Consider the following 20,332-nt stretch of genomic DNA (forward strand, 5'->3'; position numbering starts at 1 on the left):
CTTAAAGTATAAGTAAGTAATTTTTTCAAAAAAAATAATTTTTAAAAAGGAATATTTGATGTTTATGTAGAATAAAGAATTGACTAAATTTACGTAATATTATGATAGATATTCTACATCGATATATGGAATGAAAGGGGGGGTTAATTAAAAAAGGATTTTTAGTTTGAGAGGGAAGGTTGTATTAAAAAACTTTTAGGAGGAGGAGAAAAAATGAAGAAAAATTTGATTTTGGTAGTAATCTCTATTTTAGTTCTGAGTTTAAATGTTTTTGCTTCTGGTCCAGTTGAAGAAATTGATGAGTACATTTATGGTGGTACTTTACATCTGGCTCGTTTCCAGGCTCCAGAAGGTATGTTTAACCCAATTCTTTCTGAGACTGTTTATGATAATGACATCTGGGAATTGGTTTTTGATGGTCTGATTACTACTAATAAGTACTTTGAACCAGTTCCTAAATTAGCAGAAAAATGGGAAATTTCTGATGATAACTTAACTTATACTTTCTATTTGAAAAAAGGAGTACTTTTCCATGATGGCCATGAGTTAACTACTGAAGATGTTTATTATACACTTATGACCATCTTACATCCAGACTATCCAGGTGTACGTGCTTCTAACTTTATGACTATTCTTGGAGCTGAAGAATATAAAGCTGGTAAAGCTGATACCGTTGAAGGAATTAAAGTTATTGATGATTATACCATTTCTATTACTCTGAAAGAAGTTACTGCTCCATTCCTGGTAAGTGCTATGTATATGGGTATTCTGCCGGCTCATATTTTGAAGGATGTCCCAGTAGCTGATATTGATAAAATTGAATTTAACCGTAAGCCAATCGGTACTGGTCCATTCAAGTTTGTTGAATACGTAACTGACCAGTATTGTAAACTGGCAGCTTTTGAAGATTATCATAATGGTCGTCCATATCTAGATTATGTTATTTATCATTATTTAGGTGATGACGCTCGTCTGATCAAATTGGAAAAAGGTGAAATTGACTGGGCAGAAATCCCAGGTTATGAGTTTGAAAAAGTTAAGAAAATGGAAAATGTTACTCTGCACAAGCAAATCCGGAACGGTTATGGTTACATTGGATTCCGTGTAGCAAATAAAGACTCTGTTGTTTCTAATAAAATCGTTCGTCAAGCTATTGCTTATGGTATAAACCGTCAAGGCTTTGTTGACAAGGTAATGAACGGTTTTGCAATTGTTCCTAACTCTCCAATCTCTCAAGCAAGTTGGGCTTATGCTAACCCACGCGATTTAAATCAATATCCGTATAATCCAAAGAAAGCCAGAGAACTTCTGGAATCTGATGGCTGGAAATTTAATAAGAAGACTGGTTACTATGAAAAAGATGGTAAAGTATGTGAATTTGAACTGATGGCTTCTTCCGGTAGTGAATTTATTGATCAATTAATGGCTCTGGTTCAGGATAACCTGAGAGAAGTTGGTATTAAAGTAAATCTGGTTCGTCTAGAGTTCAATGCAATGAGAGAGAAAATTAATGCTGGTGAGTATGAAGCTACTTTCATGGGTTGGAGTTTAGGTGCTGACCCAGATCCTTATAATGTATGGCATTCTAAGGGTTCCTGGAATAGAACCGGTTATAGCAATCCAGAAGCTGACAAGTTGATTGAAGCTGCAAGAGCTACTCTGGATAGAGCTGAAAGAAAGAATTACTATGTAAAATGGCAAAAGATTATGAATGAAGATCTGCCATATATCTATATGTATGCTAATACTTATATCCATGCAGTTAATAAGAGAGTCCGCGGTTTCGACCCAAATCCATTGGCAGCAAATCCATTCTGGAGAGGTTTAGAGCACGTCTGGATTCCTAAGGAGTTTCGGCGCAAATAATAATTGATTATTAAAAGTAGATGTGGCTTTTATTAAGCCACATCTACTTTTGAATGCAGCAAAAAAGGGGGTAAAAAAATTGCGTAAATATGTTCTTCGAAGAATATTGCAGTCTATTCCAATTATTTTAGCCATAACTTTTATTGTTTTTGTTCTTATTAATGCAGCTCCAGGAGATCCATTAGCAAGATTAGAAGATCCCAGTATTACTAAGGAAGATTTGATGAATAAGTTAGAAAAAATGGGAATGAATGATCCACTTATTGTTCGATATGGCCGTTGGTTGAAAAATCTGGTCTTGAAAGGCCATTTAGGATATTCAATGGACTCAGCCAGAAGACCTGTAACCGAAATGATTCTGGAAAGATTGCCTGCTACTTTATTTTTGAGTGTAGGCTCTCTGCTGTTCAGTTTTATATTTGCAATACCTATAGGTATAATCTCTGCTACAAAACAATATTCTAAGTTCGACTATGGAGTAACAATAATTGCTTTCCTTGGTATTTCTATGCCATCCTTTTATCTGGCATTGTTGATGCTTTATAGTTTTTCATTAAAGATACCCATTTTTCCCTCTGGTGGTTTTTATTCTCCAGATGGTAATAATGGCTTTTTTATGTTATTATATCGATCTATACTTCCAATGTTCTGTCTCGGTTTTGGTGGACTTGCTTCTTTAACCAGATATATGAGATCCAGTATGCTAGAGGTTATTCGTGAAGATTACATCAGAACTGCTAGGGCCAAAGGCCTTGCAGAAAAGGTAGTTGTTTATAAACATGCATTTAGAAATGCTTTAATTCCTGTTATTACAATTCTGGGTCTTTCTCTGCCGGGATTAATGTCTGGTTCAGTACTTATAGAGAGAATTTTCTCCTGGCCAGGTATGGGTAAAATGTATGTACAAGCAATTTTTAGTCGAAACTATACACTTATAATGGGTTATATGTTTATTTACGCTGTCTTAGTCTATCTAGGTAATCTGATTGCTGATATCAGTTATGCATTAGCTGATCCACGAATCAGATATGATTAATTAAGGAGGGAAGAGTAAATGGCTGAAGTTCAGGAAGTAAGAAATGTAGCCCAAGAATTGAGAGGTAATATGGAATCTCCATGGCGGTTGGTCTGGAAACGCTTTAAGAAGAATAAATTAGCTTTAATTGGTTTGGTTATATTAACTATTATTGCTCTATGCTCTATTTTTGCACCATTTTTAACCAAACATGATCCGTATAAAACCAATATTTTGGATTCCAGAAGTGCACCTAATTCTAAATACTGGTTGGGTACTGATAGTGTTGGCCGTGATATTTATACCAGGCTTTTATATGGTGGTCGGATCAGTTTAACAGTAGGATTGGTCTCCATGTCCATCTCTGTTTTGATTGGAACTATTTTAGGAAGTATAGCAGGTTATTACGGCGGTTGGATTGATAATTTGATCTGTCGTTTAGTAGATATCTTCAATTGTTTCCCAACATTGATTCTGGCTCCTACAGTTATGGTTGTATTTGGTCCAAGTATTTACAACGTAATGATTGTAATTGGACTTCTAAGTTGGCAGGGTACATGCCGTCTGGTACGTGGAGAATTTCTCTCCTTACGGGAACGGGAGTTTGTTGAAGCTGCCCGGGCTTTAGGAGAAAAGGATTTCCGGATTATCTTTAAACATATTCTCCCTAATGCTTTTGCTCCGATTATTGTATCCTCTACATTAAAGGTGGCATATGCAATTCTGTTAGAGGCATCTTTAAGTTTCCTTGGAATAGGGGTTCAACCTCCCATTCCCAGCTGGGGAAATATGTTGACCGAAGCCAAGAATATCGTGATTCTCGAGGATATGCCATGGTTCTGGATTCCACCAGGGATTATGGTTATCCTGTCAGTATTGAGTATTAACTTTATCGGAGATGGTTTACGGGACGCTTTAGATCCCAAGTTGAAGGAATAAAATTGAAACGAGTTATGGTAATGATTTACATAAAGTGAGCAGAGCCAACTTTATTTTTGTCAGAAGTTGGCTCTTTTTTAACAAAAAAAATTTGTCAGGGGGATTCATTGATCAATATACCTTGTTTCGACTGAAATCGAACTTTAGTTTGAAACGAACAATTAGCTTTTTGCAGTAAGCTTAAGATAGTTTTGAAAAGGAGAAAAAATGTGCGGTATTAAGTTACTATAAAAATCTCAAGAACTTGATCTTGACATAGAAACATGACTATGCTATAATTACACCAAAAATAAATATAAGTGCTTGCAAAACTAGTGTTTTTAATTCATAACCAGGTACCGAAAGTTTTTGATATTATCGAAATCGGCATCGGTAGTTAAGAAATTATAGAGTATGTTCATGATATTGCCGAAATATTACATTTCATACATATCGGGTTGTTGTTTAAACTTGTACCGGTTTAATCATAGGTGAAATGATTGTTATTGTATGTCAACTCGAATTTTTCTTTTGTTTTAGTATGTGAAACAGTTCACAAAAAGGAACAAATTCCTGTAATTAAAAGTCGGTGAGTTTCATCAAATGATCCAAAGCATATGATATTGGAACTATTATTCAAATTAATACTGATATAAGTATAGATGAAATGCCCGTTATTGAATATTAATTTAAAATTTAAATTTTTCTTTTGTTTTAATATGTGAAACAATTCACAAAAAAATCAGGTTTACCCTATATTTCAAGAAAAGTAACAAACAACTCCACGGAAATTCTAGTGGATAGGATAAATGGCCGGTTTGCTTATAGATTAAGTAAGCTTTAGCTTTCGGGAAATAGTTTTTGATATGCCTACATATGCTCTCAGAGATCATCTCGTAGAGGGAATTCTAGAAGAAAAACACTTGGGGTTTTGCAAGTGCCTAGTATAAATTCTCGGAAGATCATAGAAGCTATTCACGAAGGTTTTCGACGAGCTTATAGCTTATAATTAACTTACCTTTCATTTTGGATGATAACTTTAAACCTGAAAATTCTCATTTAAAGTTGAATGGGGTTGTTTTAGCTGCTGGTTTGTTTAAATTCTTTGGACAGGTTACAGAATGTTTACTTATGGGGATACCTCATAAGAAAAATTCTAGAGAAAAGAGGTGATTTTTGCCAAACACAAAAAAATCTTTTAAATATCAATTATTTTAAACCTAGCAATAAATCAAGGAGGGGTTAATATGGCTTGTTTTCCTAATCTTTTTTCGGAAGGTCGGATAGGTAATTTAACAATCCGGAACCGTATTGTTATGCCACCTATGGCAACAAATCTTGCCAACGAAGATGGTTCGGTAAGCCAAAGACTTATTGACTATTATGTAGAACGTGCAAAAGGCGGAGTAGGACTTATAATTCTGGAAAATGTCCAGGTTGATTACCCGCAGGGTAAAAATGTTGCCTGTCAGTTGCGATTGGATGACGATAAATACATGGCTGGCTTTTTCGAACTGGCAGAATCTGTTCATAACTATGGTGCCAAGATTTTTATGCAAATACATCATGCAGGGCGTCAGACTACTCCTGGTATAACAGAAGGTCGCCAACCGGTGGCACCATCACCTGTTCCCTGCTCTTTTCTTGGTGTTCAACCTCGAGAACTCACAATCAATGAGATTGAAAACATAATTCGGAAGTTTGTCAACACTGCTGTAAGAGCTAAAGGAGCAATGTTCGATGGGATAGAGCTGCACGGTGCTCACGGATATCTTATCGGGCAATTCATGTCCCCACGGACAAATCGGCGTGTTGACCAGTATGGTGGTAGCTTTGAAAGAAGAATGCGTTTTCCGCTTGAGATAATCAGGAGAATTAAAGAAGCTGTTGGAAATGACTATCCCATCTGTTTCCGCTTTAGTGCTGATGAGTTTATTGATGGTGGCAATACCCTGGAAGAAGGTAAACAAGTCGCCAGGATGCTGGAAGAGGCCGGAGTACATGTATTACATGTGAGTTCAGGAATTTATGAGTCCATGCCGACACTTCTTGAGCCATCAAGGTTCGAGCAAGGATGGCGGGTATATCTTGCTGAAGAAATAAAGAAAGTAGTAAAGATCCCGGTAATTACAGTAGGCGTAATTCGCGAACCGGAATTTGCTGAAAAGGTTATTGCTGATGGAAAGGCAGATTTCGTTGCTATCGGCCGTGGGTTGATAGCTGATCCGGAATGGCCCAAGAAAGCACAGGAAGGACGTTCCAATGAGATCCGTAAATGTATTTCTTGTAACGTTGGATGTATAGGTGGTCGTGTTTTCAAGAATCTTCGATTACGTTGCAGCGTTAATCCAGTGGTGGGTCATGAGGCTGTTTATAGTAAAATTAAGCAAAGCCCTGTAAAGAAAAAAGTCGTTGTTGTTGGTGGAGGGCCGGCAGGTATGCAAGCTGCTATTACCGCTGCGAAACGAGGTCATCAGGTAACGCTTTTCGAGAAGGAGCAGCGTCTAGGAGGTCAGTTAGAGCTTGCCGCGGTACCTCCGGGAAAAGCCAAAATTGGTTGGTTCCACAGTTGGCTTGAGGAAGAGCTTTCAAGAGTTGGTGTAGAAGTCAAACTTGGCGCTCCTGCAACCGTTGAAAGCATTGTGGCGCTTTCACCAGATTACGTAATTCTTGCTACCGGTTCACTACCTGTAGAGCCAAAGATCAAAGGAGCAGGACCAGAAAAAGGACTTGCCATCCAGGCATGGGATGTTCTATCAGGTAAGGTATCTTTTGGAACAGATGAAGAAGTTGTTATCGTAGGTGGCGGATTAGTGGGTTGTGAAACTGCCCATTACCTTGCAGAAAAGGGAGTTAAGGTTACTATACTGGAAATGTTACCTGATATCGCAACAGATATGGAACCTATTAGCCGCTTCGATCTGATGCAAAGCTTTAATGAGTTGAGCATAGTGGTACGGACTGATACAATAGTAACAGAGATAACCTCTGATGGTGTATCGGTGGTTAGCAAGGATGGGAGACAGGACTTCATAAAAGCAAAGAAGGTGATTCTGGCTATTGGTCAATCACCGGTAGGAAGGGAATTTAAGAAAGCCTTAGAGAAACAAGGTATCCCGGTAAAGGTTGCCGGAGACGCTTCGGAGGTTGGTAAGATTATAGACGCAGTTGCTAATGGTTTTCAGGCTGGCTGGCAACTATAGGTAAATTCTTATATATAATGGGGAGCCTCGCATGGGGAGTTAGAGAAATCCCATGCGAGGCATTTTATTTTGGGTAATTATCTACCACAGCCATATTTTTAGGCAAGAAAGTTTCGCACATGAATACTGACGTAAATGAAGCAAATTATTCAAATAAACCAGGAAGGATTAACGGGAAAATTGTCGAATGCTGTTTTTTAGGGGGTTGATAAAGATGTTAAAAAACTTAAAATTATCGCAGAAGATGGTGCTGGGTGTTATATTGGTGATAATGCTAACCTGTATTATGGGCATAATGGGAATAATTTATTTACGTAATTTAGAAATTTTAATGGAAACTATGTACAAACATCCTTTTACTATTAGTAATACAGCCTTAGAAATTGAGTCTAATATAGCAAAAATGTATAAAGAGATGAAAGATATTGCTCTAGCTACTGATAATTCTCAAATAGAAAATTCTATAAAAAAGATAAATGAATTAGAAGATAAAGTAAACAAAAGTTTTGAAATTATTTATGAACGTTTTCTTGGAGATAAAAAAATGATTGATGAGGCTTACCAGGCTTTTAAAGATTGGAAGCTGATTCGAGATGAGATTATTAGATTAACAATGAATGATAATAAAACAGAGGCAGCGATTATCCAGGAAAAAAGTGCTAAAGAGGTTGCAGTACTAGATAGCAAAATAAATGAATTGCTTAACTTTGCTCAAAATCATGCAGAAAAATTTTACATACATGCCTCTAATAATGCTGGGAAAGCTCGTATAATTGTATTGATTATGTTGGTAGTAACTTCTTTGGTGGCTTTTTTTATTGCAATGATAATTGTTAAAAGTATCATTAGCCCCATAACTAAGTTGGTAGAGTTTGCCCAGGAAATTGCCAACGGTAATCTGGCAGTAGAAGAAATGAAATACAAAGGTAAAGATGAAATTGGTATTTTAGCTAAAGCATTTAATGAGATGCGTAACAATTTAAGAGCAATAATTGAACAGGTAACACTCAATATGGGTGAGTTGAGTGTATCCAGTCAGGAATTGAGTGCTGCTGTTGAAAAGATCAATGCTCAGACTCAGAGTATTAATTCTGGTACCCAGGAGATTGCTGCTGGTATGGAAGAGACAAGTGTTTCAACAGAAGAGATAAGTTCCTCTGTCCAGGAAATTAATAGATCTTCAAAAGATCTGGCCCAAAAAGCTGAGGAAAGTAACCGCTCTGTAAAAGAGATTGAAAGTCGGGTCAGCGAAATGAAAACCAATGCTGAAGAGTCATGGAAAATTGCACGGAAAATGTATGAAGAAAGACAGGCTGCCATTTTAAAAGCTATTGAGGAAAGTAAAGTGGTAAAAGAAATTGAGAAAATGGCGGGTATTATTTCTGAAATTGCCAATCAGACCAATCTATTGGCTTTAAATGCCGCTATTGAAGCTGCAAGAGCAAGGGAACAGGGCCAGGGTTTTGCCGTTGTAGCTGATGAAATTCGTCAGTTAGCAGAACAATCAGCTGAAACTGTAGCAGGTATTCAGGAAATTACAAAGCAGGTTCAAGCTGCTTTCCAGAACCTTTTGAAGAATGCAGAAAGTATTTTAGAATTCATAAATGAAAAGGTTGCTTCTGATTATGAGATTTTGGTGAAAACAGGCGAACAGTATTTGCAGGATGTTGAATTTATTAGAAGTCTGGTAGAGGATCTGGCAATAACGACAGAACAAATTTCTTCTTCTATTGAACAGGTTAATCAAGCCATTGCGTCAGTTGCTATTACTGTAGATCAGGCTGCTAATAACTCCCAGGAAATCTCAGAAAGTATTGCAGAAACAACAAAAGCAGTAGAAGAGGTTGCTGTAATTGCTCAGAAACAGAGTGGATTAGTGCAGAATCTGCATATGCTGGTGCAGAAGTTTAAAGTTTAGGCGTAATAGATTCTGGAATGTGGATAAAGTTAGCACCAGTTGCGGTAGAGGAAAGTTATCGTTAAAATTAAAGATGTCATATTAACAAAGTCCATAACTTCTTTGATGATGTTGCCAATGTTTGAAAGCTAATTTAAATGATTAAACTGCAAAAAACTAATTTTGGGCGCTATTGAAATTTTTTATTAAACCATCTTATTGAGATTGAAGTTGATTAGTGTGCCTTATTTTGCTTGAAATTGAACTTTAGATGGTTCGAAAAATTTCTTTTAAAGCGAAAGATTAGCTTTTTGTAGAAAAATCATTTAAATAAAATTAAAGCATTTTTTGAGTAAATGAATGGACCTGTAAGATACCGATATAAAGGTATTTTACAGGTTTTATTTTATGTTATATCAGATCTATTGAAGTTTACATTTGGTCTATTTGTTTCTGTTAGATTCTTTTTATCTGTTTGCCCACGTAAAGAAGGGATTTGACAAAAGTTATAGAAGTTGAAAATAATAAATTGAAATGCTTATCGTTAAGGGCAAGTGGGAGGAGGAATATAAATTGTTTGATATATTTACTGAAAAAAACAAAAAAGTAGTTTATGAAAGTATTGCTTTAATCTTATTACTATCTATAATTATACACTTACTATTAGGAGTAAGAACATTTGATAAAAGATTATCAGAATGTGGAATAGCAGTTGTACTTTTTTTGTGGGGGTTAGGTGGGGGATTTGTTTTATTTAAATTACAGACCTTTACATGGTCAAAAAAGATATTAAGATTATTTTGTAATTTTACTATTTATTTCTTTTCGATTTATTCATTAATTAACTTCATATCGCAAATATATTCTTTATTTGCGGCAAAAGAAAATGAAATTTATTTTATTGGTATATTTTTTGCGTTTGGAGTTGTTATTTCAGCTTATCATATCAAAATAAAATATGCTTCAAAATCGTAAAAAATAGCTCAACTTAAAGCCAGTTTTAAAGATATGTAATCTTTAATCTATCTCAAAAAAATTTATGGTAGAAAATAGTTGTATTGTTTTTAAATATAAAATTTAAGGCCTATCCAAAATAAGAAAAGACCTGTAATTCACCCTTAATGGGTATTTTACGGGCCTTTTATAATTTTTATTGGCAATTTTTTGGTATCAATGGTATAATAAAAGAAATAAGAGGGTGTCTAAAGGATTGATTACTATTTATTACTGGATATAGTTATGATGACTTAAGTCAATTTTACTTACTAACAGATGTGAAAATGGTGCAAACATGATCATGCTTATCATAGGTGAATGAGGAGGTTAATGGCATGAAGATTGATCCAGGCAAAAGTCTTCGGCAAAATCTTCATTTGAATAGAAAATCCGGAGAACCGGCTCCTGCTGTTAAAGGAAAGTTCAAAAAAGTATTAATTGATGCACGGGAAATGGATGTTACTGCCCGATTGGATTATCTAATGGAAATTATTGAAGAGAAGGCAAAAAAGCTAAAAAAGAATATGACGATCAAAAATCTTTCTGAGTATAGGCACTATGTAAAAAAATTCCTTAAGATTTTTAATGAAGAATTTCTTGAGATAAACCAGACATTCAGTTGGAATCGCGGGTCTATGAAAAGCTATACCATCATTAAAGAAATTGATGAAGGCCTTGAGACACTACGAAAATTATTTTTGGAAGAACAGAAAGATTCATTGGAGATAATCAAGCAAGTAGATGCCATCCGTGGTCTTTTAATGGACCTATATATTTAGGTCTTAGTTATAAAATTTACAAAACTGACCGTGAATGGTCAGTTTTTTATTTAAACGTAATTATCAGGTGAAGAATTTTTCATATTTATGATTAAACTGTAAAAAGTTAATAAAGCTAATTTTGAGTGTTATTGAAATTTTTTATTAAATCATCTTAGTGAGATTTCAGTCGAAATAAGACTTCATCACAGGAGATGATGAGTTAATCAAGAGTCAGGATGACCCATTGATTAGTGTGTCTTATTTCGACTGAAATCGAACTTTAGATGATTCGAAAAATTTTTTGAAGTAGAAAAATAGCTTTTTGCAGTAAAAATCATTTTTTATTTAAAGCAGGATTTTTTAACAGAAAGAAGAAATTATTTTAAATATAATCCAAAACACCGAAAAGGAGACGCTGAATATTGCAGTATAAGTCTTTATAAGTTCTGAGAACAACGGATACTTATAGTGACATTCTTATACTCTTCGGATTGTAAAGGTTAGTTGATCATATTTTTCAACGAAGATTATATACCTTCATAAACTCTTTAATTTTGAGTTGAGAAAATATTAGCTGTTCAATTCAAGTCATATAGAATGAGATCAAATATTATTTTTACTATCTTTTATTGGTCAGGCTTTTGTGTATGGCAGACCAATTTTCCTTTGAAATTAATGAAAGATTAAACTGTGAAAAGCCAATTTTGGGCGCCATAGAAATTTTTCTTTTAACCATCTTAGTAAGATTGAAAAGAATGGCCTCATATGAGAAGGTGATGAGCTAATCATGGGCCAGGACAACCCATGATTAGTATGCCTTATTTCGACTGAAATCGAACTTTAGATGGTTCGAAAAATTTTTTTATGAAGTGAAAAATTAGCTTTTTGCAGTAAAATCATGAAAAGGAGATTTAAAAGTATGAATCTAAAAATTACTCAGCTTGACTTTTCTCTAACAGTTTTAACAAAAATGAGTTTACCTGAACATCCAGAGTCAAATTTTCGCGGAGCTTTTGGAAATGAGTTGCGTAAATTATGTTGTTTAACTGAAAAAGATATTTGTAAAGGATGTAGATATGAAGATCAATGCGCATACAGACAAATTTTTGAACCTGTAATGGATAGAGAAGAATTAGAAAAGACATCCAGGAGATTTTTAACCAAACCCCGTCCATATATTTTAGAGGTAAAAACTAATAGACAGATGGAATTTTTACCAGGTGATGAAATTAATTTACGGTTCCGTTTTTTTGGAGAGATCAATACTTATCTGCCTTTTATCATTCTTAGCTGGCAGAAAGTAGGCCAGGTTGGGATTGGGCCAGATCAAGGAAAGTTTATCATATCAGAGGTATGGAATACCAATCTTATGACTGGTAAGGCGAAGCGGATTTATTCTGAATATTTAAATCTGGTTTATAACATTGATTTATGTATGGAAATGAACCAAATAGATGCTCTGGTTAGTGAAATGCCTACAGATCAAATTCGGATTAAGCTGTTGACTCCTATGATGCTCAAGGCAAATGGGCGATTTGTCAAACGACTGGAGTTTGAACTGTTGATGAAAAATCTTTTCCGCCGTTTATCGAGTCTTGTTTTCTTTTATGGAGAGGGAGAATTGAATCTGGATTTTCCGACTATGTTGGAGAAAGCATCAGAGGTAAAATTAGTGAGGGATAATACCAGACTTGTTAGTTGGAGCAGATATTCTACTAGACAAAATCAGAAAATAGGGATGGCAGGACTTGTTGGTGAAGTTATATATGAGGGGGAGCTTGGCCCATTTTTACCCTATCTGGTTTTGGGACAATATTGCTATGTAGGAAAAAATACAGTATTTGGGCAGGGAAATTATAAGATTATACCGGGAAGATATAAGAACAAGCGGTGATCAGGATGACGAACAAATTTTTAACCTATTATTTTAGTGGAATGGGAATTTCAGGCATTGTGCTGAGTAGATAAAAGAGGTTTTTTTAAATCAGGGATGGCAGGTTGACGTAGTTAATGTTAAAACAGAATAAATTCCTAAATAAAGTCTATTGCCTGGAAACCTTCGACTTCAGTCGGAGGAGCAAAAGCAATTTAAGAAAATTTTTCTTGAAAGATATACCTGCATGGTGTAGAGTGTGAGTATGAAGAATGTCAAGCATAACAGAAATTGTGTGTATTAAACCACCTACCATATAATTTGGATTCCAAAGTATAGGCGAAAAGCACTTGTTGATGATGTTCGGGAGTTTACTATCAAAACCTTATACCAGATTGCGGAGGATAAAGGTTTTGAAATCTTAGTTTTGGGAGTTTGTCCTGATCACATACATCTGTTTATTTTATTTCTATTTCCCAGGCTGTTAAATGCTTTAAAGGTACCAGTGCTTATCGGGTGTTGAAAGAATGTTCAGAAAGATTACTGACCACAGTAAAAGTATCTGTAGAGCATATTGTTCTTTATCAAGAAGGAAAATGAAATTATTTATAGAACTTTTTTTATATTATCTATAGAAAGAATAATTTTATGGATAATATTAAAAAATATTACACCAAGTATTAGAAAACCAGGTTAAAATGTATTCAAAAATCGAGAAATTAGAAGCTAATCAAGTAACTATACAAGCTGATATTAAGGAACTCAAAATCAACCAGGAGCATATTGCGAAAAAAATTGATGCTATTGCTGATCAAGTTGCCAGTTTAACGGAATTTAAAACAGAAACAATCAATAGGCTTGACAAAATAGCAGACGATCTTGATTTTATAAAGCACAAAGGATTACAAAATAAAAAAGAGATTTTTCTTTTAAAGAAAAACTTCAAGTCTTCTCTCCGACCGTTCGTTTCTACAGTTTCTGTGTAAGAGGGAGTTTGACATTATAGACATAATAGTTATGGAAAAATTGAAGAGCATCTGCCAGACTACTCACTTTAAAAGCTCGGCTATATTTATTACAATTTAATTAAGAGGGGTGTATAGTAAAATCTTGAATTAATAATAACTTTCAACTTTTTACCTACCTGGGTACAGTTACAATCTTGACTCCATTAAATGAGATATAAGGTTATGAGAAAATTTAGTAGATGAAATGTTTGCTGAATTTTTGGAAATAATAAATTAGTGAAAAGACATAGGGTCAAGGGGGTGAAAAGAAGTGGAATGTTCCACAATTATGGCAATTAAGATCAACAATCGAAATATAGATGCGCCCAAATTTCAGGAGCTGATTACAAAACATGGGTGCATTATTAAAACCCGTCTGGGCATTCATGAAGTTGATAATTGTGCCAAAGAGGGTTTGATCATTTTGCAACTCTGTGGCAAAGATGAAGATATTCAAGCATTGGGAGAAGAGATCAACTCTCTGGATACAGTGAAAGCCAAATGGATGAAACTGGATTTTTAAATGACCCGCTTATTCGGGTCTTTTTTATTGCCCAGGAAATTGTTCCTTGTGCAGCATGGTGAATAAATAATAGAGGTGTATGAGTTTGAAATGATATGATAATAATCCAATTAGTCATACTTTTTTAATACTTTTGTCATAATATTGTAATATTTGTGCCTTAATATTATAGTTAAAAAAATGAGAGGTGAGAGTAATGAAAAAACTATTACTGGTTGGTGTAGTTCTGGGTGTTTTGGGTCTGGTTGTTATGCCTGCGATGGCTCATGGAGGCTGGGGAGCTGGACCTGGAGCTTTTATGAATTCTCTCTCTGAAGAAGATTATGCAAAATGGCTTGAAGATCAGGTGGAAAATGGTTGGTTAACTCAAAAACAGGCTGATTACATGTTGGAAAAGTTCAAAAGAAGAAATCTGGAATGGACAGAAGAAGAATTTAATGCCTGGGTTGACCAACAATTGAAAGATGGCTGGATTACTGAAAAGCAGGCAGAGTATCTTAAAGAACATTATAACATATATAAAGAAAGACCCGGCAGTTGGGGTCCGTTTATGAGATCGGGCGGTTTCTGGGGATGTTTTGGATGGCCAACTGATCAAAAAAGATTTAATGTCTATACCAGATGGGGTCATGGCTCCGGTATGATGGGAAGAGGATGGAGGTGGTAAATGTAAAAGGAGTCCTTTCCTCAATAAAAATTATTTAGCCCCTGTCTTGCAGGGGCTTAAATTTAACATTTTAGTGTTGCCTGGGGTTTTGGAAACCTGGACTTGTGGGTTGGGGATCTTTAAAGTACTGACCGGGTGCGGAAAGATCAAAGTACAGTCTAGCATCTTCGTCAACACCATAGTCTTTACCCGAACCTTTACCCTGGATTTTATTTAATGCTTCGCGGAAGAGAGCGTTGTGGGCTTCTTCTCTGTTAAGCAGGAAGTCAATTGTCTCCCTTACGCCTTTATCATTGATTTGCCTGTAGAGGTATTCATATACCACTTTTGCTCCCTGTTCTGCAGCTACGTTTGAAAGAATGTCTGCTGCCAGGTCTCCAGTGGCACTAATATAATTTCCGGTAAATGGAGCACCGGAAGCGTTGGTAAGCATGGGGGTAAGCCCACTCAATACCTGAGGTTCGATAGTTCCGCTCATTACTACTTGACCCTCTACATCATGACCGTTCAACATGTTAATCATTGTAGCTACCATTTCCATATGACCTAATTCTTCGGCAGCAATATCCAGGAATAAATCCTTAATTTCTTTGTCTTTAATCCGGAAGCTCTGGGCAAGATATTGGAGTGCGGCTTTTAGCTCACCATTAGCACCGCCTAGCTGTTCCTGTAACATGGCTGCATAGGTGGGGTTGGGGCGATCTACTTTTACTTCGTGAAGTAGGTGTTTTTCGTGTTTAAACATTAGTTTCACCTCTTTTGAGTTTTTCTAATATTCTTTCCTAAACGATAATTTAGTATTCAAACAATTCAAGATTATACTGCAAAAAGCTAATTTTGAGCGACATAAAAATTTTTCGCCAAACCATTTTATTTCGATTGAAATCGAGCTTTTAGATGCTTTGAAAAATTTCTCTTTAAGCGAAAAATTAGCTTTTTGCAGTTTAACCATTCAATAAAAAAGCCAACTCCCCAAAAAGGAGTTAGCTTTCTAAATTTCTGTCGCTTTTATTGTTCAAAGGTAATGTGTTTTGGATATGATACTGGTTTTTTGGAGAGGCTAAAGAGCCAGGGCAGTACATAATAGTCTAAACCGAAAGCACGACCGGCTCCACCTAAAAGAGCAAAGGAACCGACGAACAGCATTAATGGATCCCAGATTGGGCCGCCCCATGCTGCCATGATAAAGCTTGCACTCATTGCCATAGTACCTAAGGCAGCCAGAACTGTAAAGAGACCAAAAATCAGCAACAGACCAAGACCGATTTCAGTAATTACAATTACTTTTTGTAAGAAGATCTGGTGAGGTACAACAAAAGTCTTCATCAAAGAAACATACCACTGTGGAGTACCCTCGCCCCACAGCACAGAAGAAGCACCGGATGCTAACTTTTCCCATTCACCGAACCAACCATCCTGTATTTTATGAATACCTTCTGTTAAGAACCGCAGGCCGATAATTATACGTAGCAATATCAACCAGAAAGCATTAATTTTTTTGGACATATGACGTACTAACACACCGATTCCCCCTTTTATTTCACTAAATTCATGTGCAATATATTCCCAGACTAATTTAAAACCATTAACCTCCCACAGATAGTGCATATCAACCAGATGTTTCATCATCATGGCCACAAACCCCCACATTGGGATTCCCATTATATCTGCCACTGCATAGTTACCACCGATAGAAACCATGACACCATGAAGTTTTGGTTTTAGAGGTTTCTTTTCTTGACCCTTAAGATCTGCTACAATATTTTTAGCAGCAGTTTTAGCGGTTTGCATAGCGGCCTCAACCAATGCAGGGAGAACCATTCCTTTTTCATCTATAAAAAAGGAGTTATCTCCTACAGCATATACATTTTCATAGCAGGTTTGACAGTATTCATTTACTTCAATCCTATCCCGCTTGTTTAATGGTAAGCCAAGATTTTTCACAAAGTTGTTTGCCTTGACTCCACCGGTCCAGATTAAGGTTCTGGTGGGAATAGTCTCATTTTCTAAAACAATATGCTCAGGATGTACTTCACAGATCGGTGAGTTGGTCTTAATCTCAACATTAAGTGTATTGGTTAAATATTCTATTGCACGATCAACCAGGCCTTTCTTTTTCAGGACAGGTAAAATATTTGGCAAAGCTTCGACAACGATCAGGCGAACATCATCCCGATCTACATTATAAATTTGACAGAGATCTCTAACCCATTCTGCTAATTCTCCTATCATTTCGATACCGGTAAAACCACCGCCACCTACAACGAAGGTTAACATAGCTTCTCTTTTTTTAGGATCAACTTCTTGAGAAGCAGCTATAAACATAGAGCGGATATGAGCTTTGATCTTTTTAGCATCTTCTAAAGACCAGAGTGTAAGGCTATGCTCTTTCATACCAGGGATACCATAATAGGTAGGTTCACTACCTGTACCAATAATCAGATAATCATAATTATACTGACCATTGCTCCCCTTAAGGATTTGTTTTTCAAAATCAATGCTTTTAATCTGATCCTCTACAACTTCGATCTTTGTTCCCTCAAAAACATCTTTCAAGGAGATCTGGACATCACTGGGTCGTATCCGGTTGCCAGCTACTTCATGTAACTGAGTTAACAGTACATGAAAGGGGCTTTGAGAAATCAATCGAACCCGCACAGTCGGGTCTTTACATAACTTTTTGTGAAGCGTTTTAGCGGCCGTAACACCTGCATAACCTGCTCCCAGGATGACAATTTCTTTTAACTTATTCATTTAATTAAATCAACCTCCTTTTTATTTGATCATATTAAAAATGGAAATTGATTATTATATATAAGAATGAGCAGTATTACGAAAAATACTTTTTGCTGAAAACATAGTTGATTAGTAGGATTTAATGGAGAAAAAAAATAAGATTTTTTTATTGCTTACAAAAAACTTAAATAATTTTTTCACAAAAAGTTTTAAATTTTCATTAAAGATTATTCGACACAGGCAGGAAAAATCCTTTGTATGGCGAAATAAAAATATCGTAAATTTATAGTAATGGACTATGAATTTACATCCAAAATTGATTAGAGAAAGGAGGTGTATGTGTTGAAAAGATTTTCAATAATTGTATTAGTAATCATGTTGATGGTAGGTGTTTTGGCCAACCTGTCTCTGGCAGCTGAGTACAAAGATGGTGAATACATTGGCTATGTTCCTAATGAACACGGTGATGTTGTAATTGCTGTTGCAATTGTTAAAGGATTCATAACCAATGTAGAAATTTTGAGCCCTGTTAAGCATGTGTATAAATATGAACCAGGTCAAAAAGCTTTCTATGAGTATCCTCAGAAAGTTATTAAAGCCCAGTCTGCTGATATTGATGCAGTAGCTGGTGCTACCCATTCTTACCAGGATTATAATAAGGCTGTTCAGATGGCTCTGGATATGGCCAGCGGTACTTACAAGGGCAATAAGTTTTACGGTTTGAGCCGTGATTATGCTCATGGCCATATTTTAGTTGAAGTTACTCTAAATGACGCCAGAGATAAAATTGTAGATATTCGTTTTATTACTCAAAATGAAAAACTTAAAGATATAGATACTCTGATGGCTGCTAAAAGCGATAAATATCCCCATGCTCCAGCAGTTGAGGCTTTCAAAAGCTTGCCAGAACAGGCTCTGAAAAGACAAAACGTACATGTAGATACTATTTCTGGCGCTACACATCTCAGTACTGGTTTTTATGAAGCACTATTACAGGCTTTAGATAGTGCTGGGGTTCGTAAGAAGTTTGAGTAACAAATTTACTGTTAATGAAAGAGTCTCGTTATTAGAGACTCTTTCATTTTATCTTTTGTTAGTGTAGGGGTGGCAATTTTTCGTACAAGTATGATATAATAATAATTAGTTAAATTGCAAGAAGCTAATTTTTCGCTTGAGGAGAAATTTTTCGAACCATATAAAGCTCGATTTCAGTTGAAATAAGGCTACCTAATCAAAGGGCCCTCCTGGCCCTTGATTAGCTCATCACATCCTGTGTTGAGGCCTTGTTTCTCCTTCAATCTCACTAAGATGGTTTATCGAAAAATTTCTATATCGCTCAAAATTAGCTTTTTGCAGTAAGATCATAATTGTTTTAGTGTTATCTTTATGTTTTATTAAAGTTGTGTTTGAATAAATTTGCATAGTGTTTAGGGAAACGGAGGCTTTTATATTATGAAGGTAAAACAAATAGCAGTCATATTTATTCTAATTTTCAGTTTAATTCTGGCTGGTTGTGGTAAAAAATCTTCTGAATATGAGCTTTCTGTCACAAGAACAAGCTTTATAATGGGGACTTTAGTGACTGTAAAGGTTTATGGCCCTGATAGAGCCAAAATAGCTGATGAAGTTTTAGCTGAATTGAAACGTATCGAAGAATTAATGAGCATTAATATTACCGAAAGTGAAGTTAATGAAATCAATTCAAATGCCGGTGTAAAACCGGTCAAGGTGAGTGAAGATACTTTTAAAGTTATTAAATTGGCAAAAGAATATGCTGAGATGACTAATGGATTATTTGATCCCAGTGTTGGTCCTTTAGTTCAACTCTGGGGAATTGGTACTAGACATAAAAAGGTCCCAACTAAGGAAGAATTGGCAGAAGTGTTACCTCTTATTAATTACAAGAATATTATTTTGGATGAAAAAAATCAGACGGTTTATCTTTCCAGACCTGGAATGATGATTGATGTGGGTGGTATTGCTAAGGGGTATGCTGCTGATTTAGCAATTGATATCTTTAAAAAACACAAAGTAAAAAGTGGTTATGTTAATATAGGTGGAAATGTGATGGTTTATGGGAAAAAACCCGATAAATCCCTGTGGAGGATAGGGATTCAGGACCCACGGGCTCCGCGGGATGATTTGATGGCTGTAATTAGCTTAGAAAATCAGGCTGTGGTTACTTCCGGAGATTATGAACGATATTTTATTGAGAATGGTATCAGGTATCATCATATTTTGAACCCTAAAACTGGATATCCGGCAAGAACAGGTTTAATCAGTGCAACTGTTATTGGGGACAGCTCATTCCATGCTGATGCTCTTTCAACTTCTGTTTTTTTACTTGGTCCAGAAAAGGGAATGGCTTTAGCAAAAAAAATGGGGTATGAAGTAATGGTGATTACTGATGATAAAAAAGTCTTAATGTCAGAAGGTATCGAAGATAAAATGAAGATTATAAATGAGGAGTATTCAAAAAAATGAAAGTAGGAGATAAAATTCTTATTCTGGTTATTTTATTGGTTGCTGTAGGTTTATATGCCTTTTATCAATTTCAAAGTCCCGATGGAAGTGGAAAGAAAATTATTATTGAAGTAGATGGTGTTGTTGTAAAGACTTTTGATCTTCCTCAAGAAGAATTGGTAGAATATAAAGTTGAGATTGATGAATATAATTATAATCTGATTCAGATTTTTAAAAACCGGGTACGGGTTGCAGAAGCAACCTGCCCAGAACAGATCGATGTTTTGCAAGGTTGGATAGAGAAACCTGGAGAAATGCTGGTCTGTTTGCCTCATAAGTTGATTGTTAAAATTGTTGGTGAAGACATTGAAAGTGATGAAGTAGATGTTAAAACTTATTAGTTCATG

The 20,332-nt window shown here is 35.6% G+C and carries 17 protein-coding genes; 15 read left to right on the plus strand and 2 right to left on the minus strand.

Translation table 11 applies throughout. The annotated features are described in order from the left end of the window. The first annotated feature begins 213 nt into the window (after positions 1-213). The 12 genes from BBF96_RS03835 (at position 214) to BBF96_RS03890 (ending at position 14,726) form a co-directional block, all read left to right on the plus strand. Positions 214-1,866, plus strand: a complete 1,653-nt coding sequence (locus BBF96_RS03835; protein ID WP_127015917.1) for a peptide-binding protein — start codon at positions 214-216, stop codon at positions 1,864-1,866. Between the two features lie 79 nt (positions 1,867-1,945). Further along, positions 1,946-2,902: an ABC transporter permease gene (locus tag BBF96_RS03840; protein ID WP_127015918.1), complete on the plus strand. Its 957-nt coding sequence runs from the start codon at positions 1,946-1,948 to the stop codon at positions 2,900-2,902. 18 nt (positions 2,903-2,920) lie between these two features. Beyond that, on the plus strand, positions 2,921-3,820 hold the full coding sequence (gene opp4C, locus BBF96_RS03845) for an oligopeptide ABC transporter permease (RefSeq protein WP_127015919.1): 900 nt from the start codon (positions 2,921-2,923) through the stop codon (positions 3,818-3,820). 1,226 nt (positions 3,821-5,046) lie between these two features. Continuing rightward, on the plus strand, positions 5,047-7,002 hold the full coding sequence (locus tag BBF96_RS03850) for an FAD-dependent oxidoreductase (RefSeq protein WP_127015920.1): 1,956 nt from the start codon (positions 5,047-5,049) through the stop codon (positions 7,000-7,002). A 214-nt stretch (positions 7,003-7,216) separates the two neighbouring features. Beyond that, positions 7,217-8,920, plus strand: coding sequence for a methyl-accepting chemotaxis protein (locus BBF96_RS03855; RefSeq protein WP_164730890.1), 1,704 nt, complete (start codon positions 7,217-7,219; stop codon positions 8,918-8,920). 552 nt (positions 8,921-9,472) lie between these two features. Further along, positions 9,473-9,874, plus strand: coding sequence for a hypothetical protein (locus BBF96_RS03860; protein WP_127015922.1), 402 nt, complete (start codon positions 9,473-9,475; stop codon positions 9,872-9,874). A 356-nt stretch (positions 9,875-10,230) separates the two neighbouring features. Then, positions 10,231-10,674, plus strand: a complete 444-nt coding sequence (locus BBF96_RS03865; RefSeq protein ID WP_127015923.1) for a YaaR family protein — start codon at positions 10,231-10,233, stop codon at positions 10,672-10,674. 901 nt (positions 10,675-11,575) lie between these two features. After that, complete coding sequence (gene cas6, locus BBF96_RS03870; RefSeq protein WP_164730891.1) at positions 11,576-12,550, plus strand: CRISPR system precrRNA processing endoribonuclease RAMP protein Cas6; 975 nt, start codon at positions 11,576-11,578, stop codon at positions 12,548-12,550. A 298-nt stretch (positions 12,551-12,848) separates the two neighbouring features. Further along, positions 12,849-13,052 (plus strand): transposase, encoded by a 204-nt coding sequence (locus BBF96_RS17345; RefSeq protein ID WP_418655013.1) that lies wholly within the window; start codon positions 12,849-12,851, stop codon positions 13,050-13,052. A gap of 175 nt (positions 13,053-13,227) precedes the next feature. Beyond that, positions 13,228-13,515 carry a hypothetical protein gene (locus tag BBF96_RS03880; RefSeq protein WP_127015925.1) on the plus strand — a complete coding sequence of 96 codons (288 nt, stop codon included), beginning with the start codon at positions 13,228-13,230 and terminating at the stop codon, positions 13,513-13,515. Between the two features lie 292 nt (positions 13,516-13,807). Continuing rightward, a complete protein-coding gene (locus BBF96_RS03885) occupies positions 13,808-14,059 on the plus strand; it encodes a CPF_0552 family protein (protein ID WP_205665706.1) in 252 nt (83 codons plus the stop codon). A gap of 196 nt (positions 14,060-14,255) precedes the next feature. Beyond that, positions 14,256-14,726 carry a hypothetical protein gene (locus tag BBF96_RS03890; RefSeq protein ID WP_127015926.1) on the plus strand — a complete coding sequence of 157 codons (471 nt, stop codon included), beginning with the start codon at positions 14,256-14,258 and terminating at the stop codon, positions 14,724-14,726. 70 nt (positions 14,727-14,796) lie between these two features. Here BBF96_RS03890 and BBF96_RS03895 read toward each other — a convergent pair whose 3' ends face one another. Further along, positions 14,797-15,471 carry a manganese catalase family protein gene (locus tag BBF96_RS03895; protein WP_127015927.1) on the minus strand — a complete coding sequence of 225 codons (675 nt, stop codon included), beginning with the start codon at positions 15,469-15,471 and terminating at the stop codon, positions 14,797-14,799. Between the two features lie 263 nt (positions 15,472-15,734). Then, a complete protein-coding gene (locus BBF96_RS03900) occupies positions 15,735-17,480 on the minus strand; it encodes an NAD(P)/FAD-dependent oxidoreductase (protein WP_127015928.1) in 1,746 nt (581 codons plus the stop codon). 324 nt (positions 17,481-17,804) lie between these two features. Here BBF96_RS03900 and BBF96_RS03905 point away from each other — a divergent pair, with 324 nt between their 5' ends. The 3 genes from BBF96_RS03905 to BBF96_RS03915 all read left to right on the plus strand — a co-directional run bounded on the left by BBF96_RS03905 (position 17,805) and on the right by BBF96_RS03915 (position 20,326). Next, positions 17,805-18,497, plus strand: coding sequence for an FMN-binding protein (locus BBF96_RS03905; protein ID WP_127015929.1), 693 nt, complete (start codon positions 17,805-17,807; stop codon positions 18,495-18,497). Between the two features lie 417 nt (positions 18,498-18,914). Continuing rightward, positions 18,915-19,946 carry an FAD:protein FMN transferase gene (locus tag BBF96_RS03910; RefSeq protein WP_127015930.1) on the plus strand — a complete coding sequence of 344 codons (1,032 nt, stop codon included), beginning with the start codon at positions 18,915-18,917 and terminating at the stop codon, positions 19,944-19,946. Beyond that, the gene (locus BBF96_RS03915; protein ID WP_127015931.1) at positions 19,943-20,326 is read left to right on the plus strand and encodes a NusG domain II-containing protein; all 384 of its coding nucleotides are present in this window, start codon (positions 19,943-19,945) and stop codon (positions 20,324-20,326) included. The genes BBF96_RS03910 and BBF96_RS03915 overlap by 4 nt, the downstream gene beginning before the upstream one ends. The last annotated feature ends 6 nt before the right edge of the window (positions 20,327-20,332 follow it).

This window comes from Anoxybacter fermentans (assembly GCF_003991135.1).
Taxonomy (GTDB): domain Bacteria; phylum Bacillota; class Halanaerobiia; order DY22613; family DY22613; genus Anoxybacter; species Anoxybacter fermentans.